6 protein-coding genes are annotated in these 4,862 nt (G+C 51.7%); 5 read left to right on the plus strand and 1 reads right to left on the minus strand.

Annotation, left to right across the window (positions count from 1 at the left end):
• Window positions 1–355: 355 nt before the first annotated feature.
• Window positions 356–922 (minus strand): D-glycero-beta-D-manno-heptose 1,7-bisphosphate 7-phosphatase, encoded by a 567-nt coding sequence (gmhB, locus tag ETG88_RS21940; protein WP_129036409.1) that lies wholly within the window; start codon window positions 920–922, stop codon window positions 356–358.
• 188 nt (window positions 923–1,110) lie between these two features.
• On the opposite strand from gmhB, the gene metN reads away from it, so the two are divergent.
• From metN to tsaA, 5 genes are all read left to right on the plus strand, one after another.
• The gene (gene metN, locus ETG88_RS21945; protein ID WP_123429449.1) at window positions 1,111–2,142 is read left to right on the plus strand and encodes a methionine ABC transporter ATP-binding protein MetN; all 1,032 of its coding nucleotides are present in this window, start codon (window positions 1,111–1,113) and stop codon (window positions 2,140–2,142) included.
• Window positions 2,135–2,788, plus strand: coding sequence for a methionine ABC transporter permease MetI (locus ETG88_RS21950; protein ID WP_003856130.1), 654 nt, complete (start codon window positions 2,135–2,137; stop codon window positions 2,786–2,788). The genes metN and ETG88_RS21950 overlap by 8 nt, the downstream gene beginning before the upstream one ends.
• A 38-nt stretch (window positions 2,789–2,826) precedes the next feature.
• Window positions 2,827–3,642 (plus strand): methionine ABC transporter substrate-binding lipoprotein MetQ, encoded by an 816-nt coding sequence (gene metQ, locus ETG88_RS21955; RefSeq protein WP_100777535.1) that lies wholly within the window; start codon window positions 2,827–2,829, stop codon window positions 3,640–3,642.
• Window positions 3,643–3,749: 107 nt separating this feature from the next.
• Complete coding sequence (gene rcsF / locus ETG88_RS21960) at window positions 3,750–4,154, plus strand: Rcs stress response system protein RcsF (protein WP_100777536.1); 405 nt, start codon at window positions 3,750–3,752, stop codon at window positions 4,152–4,154.
• The gene (tsaA, locus tag ETG88_RS21965; RefSeq protein ID WP_129036410.1) at window positions 4,151–4,858 is read left to right on the plus strand and encodes a tRNA (N6-threonylcarbamoyladenosine(37)-N6)-methyltransferase TrmO; all 708 of its coding nucleotides are present in this window, start codon (window positions 4,151–4,153) and stop codon (window positions 4,856–4,858) included. Before rcsF ends, tsaA begins: the two co-directional genes overlap by 4 nt.
• Window positions 4,859–4,862: the final 4 nt, after the last annotated feature.

The following is a 4,862-nucleotide window of genomic DNA, read 5'->3' on the forward strand; positions in this document are numbered from 1 at the left end:
AATTAAACTTCGTAATGAATTACGTATGTTCACTCAGAGACTTTGGTATTCATTTAGCGTCTTGCGACGTTTAGAATCCATGTCACTTTGAGTGCCCACACAGATTGTCTGATAAATTGTTAAAGAGCAGTGCAACGCGGCTTTCGCTCACCGTTGCGAGGTGGCGTATATTACGCTTTCCTCTTTCAGAGTCAACCCTGAAATTCAGGATTTTTTCTCTTCAACCGAACCGGCTGTTTGTGTGAAGTGATTCACATCTGCCGTGTCGATGGAGGCGCATTATAGGGAGCTTCCGAGGAATGACAAGCGGAAAAATACATTTTTATTTCAACCGCTCATTTTTTCAACGTGACGCCTATTTTTGCTGCATTTTGAGCGCTTTTGGCAGGTCTGCAAGGCTATTCAGTACCAGATCTGCCGCGCTTTCAGCTTCTGAGGTAACCGGCTTACCGGTGCGAACTAATACTTTAGTGCCCACGCCTGCTGCTGTTGCCGCCTGCATATCTTCCAGTTTGTCGCCCACCATATAAGAAGAGGCCATATCAATGTGCAGGAATTCCTGCGCAGAGATAAACATCCCAGGATGAGGTTTACGGCAATCACATGTCTGGCGGTATTCTTCGACGGTCCCTTGCGGGTGATGCGGACAATAATAGATACCGTCCAGCTCGACATCCCGATCGGCCAGTGACCAGTCCATCCACTCGGTCAGCGTTTCGAATTGCGCTTCGGTAAATTTACCCCGGGCGATCCCCGACTGATTGGTCACCACCACCAGCGCATACCCCATCGCTTTAAGTTCGCGCATGGCATCAATAACGCCGTCGATGAATTCGAACTCATCAATCTCATGCACATAACCGTGATCGACATTAATGGTGCCGTCACGATCGAGAAAAATTGCGGGTACTGATTTTGCCACGGGTTTGCTCCTGAAAAAGGCATGTGCCGCTATTATCTCATGTTTCACCGCGCAAGAAAGTGCTCATCGCGCACAGTTGGATTGATTTAGACGTCTGGATGCCTTAACATCCATTTTGTTTACGGTTGAACCCCGTATCTGGCAGAACAAAATGCCACGGCTAACTTACATACGATAAAAATAATCTAATGATTAAACTTTCCAATATCACCAAAGTGTTCCAGCAAGGAACCCGAACCATTCAGGCGCTGAACAATGTCAGCCTGCATGTTCCGGCTGGACAGATTTATGGCGTCATTGGCGCATCGGGTGCCGGTAAAAGTACGCTCATCCGTTGCGTTAACCTGCTCGAGCGTCCGACCGAAGGTAGCGTCCAGGTTGGCGGCCAGGAGCTGACTAAACTTTCCGAAAAAGAATTAACTCAGGCCCGTCGTCAGATAGGCATGATCTTCCAGCACTTTAACCTGCTGGCATCACGCACTGTTTTTGGTAACGTTGCGCTTCCGCTGGAGCTGGACAACACGCCAAAAGAAGAGGTGAAGCGCCGGGTAACCGAGCTGCTGGAGTTGGTTGGCCTGTCTGATAAGCATGACAGCTACCCGGCTAATCTGTCCGGTGGCCAGAAACAGCGCGTGGCGATTGCCCGTGCGCTGGCAAGCAACCCTAAAGTGCTGCTCTGCGACGAAGCCACCAGCGCACTGGATCCGGCAACCACTCGCTCTATTCTGGAATTATTGAAAGACATTAACCGTCGCCTCGGGCTGACCATCCTTCTTATTACTCATGAGATGGATGTCGTTAAGCGCATTTGCGACTGCGTTGCGGTAATCAGCAACGGTGAACTGATCGAGCAGGACACCGTCAGCGAAGTGTTCTCGCATCCGAAAACGCCCCTTGCCCAGCAGTTCATTCAATCCACTCTGCACCTGGATATTCCGGAAGATTATCTGGCGCGTTTAAAAGTGGAATCAGCTCCTGACAGCGTTCCAATGCTGCGCATGGAATTCACCGGTCAGTCCGTTGACGCCCCTCTGCTTTCCGAAACCGCACGTCGCTTTAATGTGAATAACAACATTATTAGCGCTCAGATGGATTACGCCGGTGGCGTGAAGTTCGGCATCATGCTGACGGAAATGCACGGAACACAAGAAGAGACGCAAGCCGCAATTGCCTGGCTGCAGGAACACCATGTAAAAGTAGAGGTACTGGGTTATGTCTGAGCCGATGATGTGGCTGCTGGTTCGCGGCGTTTGGGAAACGCTGGCAATGACCTTCGTATCAGGATTCTTTGGTTTTGTGATTGGCCTGCCGGTTGGCGTGCTGCTGTACGTCACGCGTCCAGGGCAAATTATCGAAAACGCGAAGCTTTATCGCACGCTCTCTGCGCTGGTAAACATCTTCCGTTCGATTCCTTTTATTATCCTGCTGGTGTGGATGATTCCATTTACTCGTGTCATCGTGGGAACATCGATTGGTCTGCAGGCTGCCATCGTGCCGCTGACCGTGGGCGCCGCGCCGTTTATCGCGCGTATGGTTGAGAATGCTCTGCTCGAAATTCCAACCGGTCTGATCGAAGCATCTCGTGCCATGGGCGCGACGCCAATGCAGATCGTACGCAAAGTGCTGTTGCCCGAAGCGCTGCCAGGTCTGGTGAATGCGGCAACGATTACCCTTATCACGCTGGTCGGGTACTCCGCCATGGGCGGTGCTGTCGGGGCGGGCGGTCTGGGTCAGATCGGCTATCAATATGGTTATATTGGTTATAACGCTACCGTAATGAACACCGTTCTGGTATTGCTGGTTGTGCTGGTTTATCTCATTCAATTCTCTGGCGATCGCATCGTCCGGGCTGTTACTCACAAATAACGTTACACAACGCAAACTCGACGAATTAAGGATATAACATGACGTTTAAATTGAAGACCTTTGCTGCGGTAGGCGCACTGATCGGCTCCCTGGCTCTGGTGGGTTGCGGTCAGGATGAAAAAGATCCAAACCATATCAAAGTGGGCGTCATTGTTGGCGCTGAACAGCAGGTTGCAGAAGTTGCGCAGAAAGTCGCAAAAGAGAAGTATGGCCTGGACGTTGAGCTGGTAACCTTTAACGACTACGTTCTGCCGAACGAAGCGCTGAGCAAAGGCGACATCGACGCTAACGCCTTCCAGCACAAACCATATCTGGATCAGCAGATTAAAGATCGTGGCTACAAACTGGTTGCCGTAGCGAACACCTTCGTTTACCCAATTGCTGGCTACTCTAAAAAAATCAAATCTCTGGAAGAGCTGCAGCCGGGTTCTCAGGTCGCGATTCCTAACGACCCCACCAACCTGGGCCGTTCCCTGCTGCTACTGCAGAAAGTGGGTCTGATCAAACTTAAAGATGGCGTGGGCTTGCTGCCAACCGTGCTGGATGTGACTGAAAACCCGAAAAACCTGAAGCTGGTTGAGCTGGAAGCACCACAGCTGCCACGCTCTCTGGACGATGCGCAGATTGCGCTGGCCGTGATCAACACCACTTACGCCAGCCAGATTGGCCTGACACCAGCAAAAGACGGCATCTTTGTTGAAGACAAAGACTCCCCGTACGTTAACCTGATCGTGAGCCGCGAAGATAACAAAGACGCGGAAAACGTGAAAAAATTCGTTCAGGCATACCAGTCTGAAGAGGTTTACCAGGAAGCCAACAAAGTGTTTAACGGCGGCGCTGTTAAAGGCTGGTAATCTGACCTTTCTGTAATATCATTCAAGACGGGCGAAAGCCCGTCTTGTCATTTATGCAGGCAACTGATTCAATAACTGACGATTTGATTATTCATTGAGGAAATATTATGCGTGCTTTACCGATCTGTCTTTTAGCACTCATGCTGAGCGGCTGTTCAATGCTAAGCAGATCTCCTGTTGAACCTGTTAAAAGCACTGCAACCCCACCGAAGGTGGAGCCAGCTAAACCAAAACCGCCGCGTCCTGCGCCGGTAAGAATTTACACCAAAGCTGAAGATCTGATTGGCAAGCCATTCCGCGATCTGGGTGAAGTCACCGGTGAATCCTGCCAGGCCAGCAATCAGGACTCTCCGCCAAACATCCCAACGGCGCGTAAACGCCTGCAGATTAATGCCGCCAAAATGAAAGCCAACGCCGTCTTGCTGCACAGCTGTGAAGTTACCAGCGGTACGCCAGGCTGCTATCGTCAGGCTGTGTGTATGGGCAACGCCCTTAACGTCACGGCTAAATGAGTGCATTTCAGTTTGAGCAGATAGGTGTTATCCGCTCGCCTTATAAAGAGAAGTTTGCCGTGCCGCGCCAGCCTGGTCTGGTCAAAAGCTGCGGCGGCGAACTTCACTTAATTGCCCCTTATAACCAGGCCGATGCGGTGCGTGGCCTGGAGGCATTCAGCCATCTGTGGGTGCTGTTTATCTTTCATCAAACGATGGAAGGTGGCTGGCGCCCGACGGTACGCCCTCCCCGACTGGGCGGGAATGCCAGAATGGGGGTGTTTGCCACACGTTCGACCTTCCGCCCAAATCCTGTAGGCATGTCGCTCGTTGAGCTACAAGGCATTCGCTGCCAGAAGGATCAGGTGATTCTGCAGTTAGGCAGTCTGGATCTGGTCGACGGCACGCCCGTGGTGGATATCAAACCCTATCTGCCCTTTGCCGAAGCGCTGCCCGACGCTCGCGCGAGCTATGCCCAGCAGGCCCCAACGGCAGATATGCCCGTTGGATTCACGGCAGCGGTCTGCGCACAGCTCCTGCATCTGGAAAAGCGTTACCCTCGTCTGAAGGATTTTATTGTCGACGTTCTGGCGCAAGATCCGCGACCCGCCTACAGAAAAGAGGAAGAGGCAGGCAAAACATACGCCGTCCTGTTGCTCGATTTTAACGTACGCTGGCGCGTCACCGAGGCTGGTTTTGAAGTCTTTGCGCTGGAAGAGCGCTAATTTT

Source organism: Lelliottia nimipressuralis (assembly GCF_004115925.1).
In the GTDB taxonomy this organism is placed as follows: domain Bacteria; phylum Pseudomonadota; class Gammaproteobacteria; order Enterobacterales; family Enterobacteriaceae; genus Enterobacter; species Enterobacter nimipressuralis.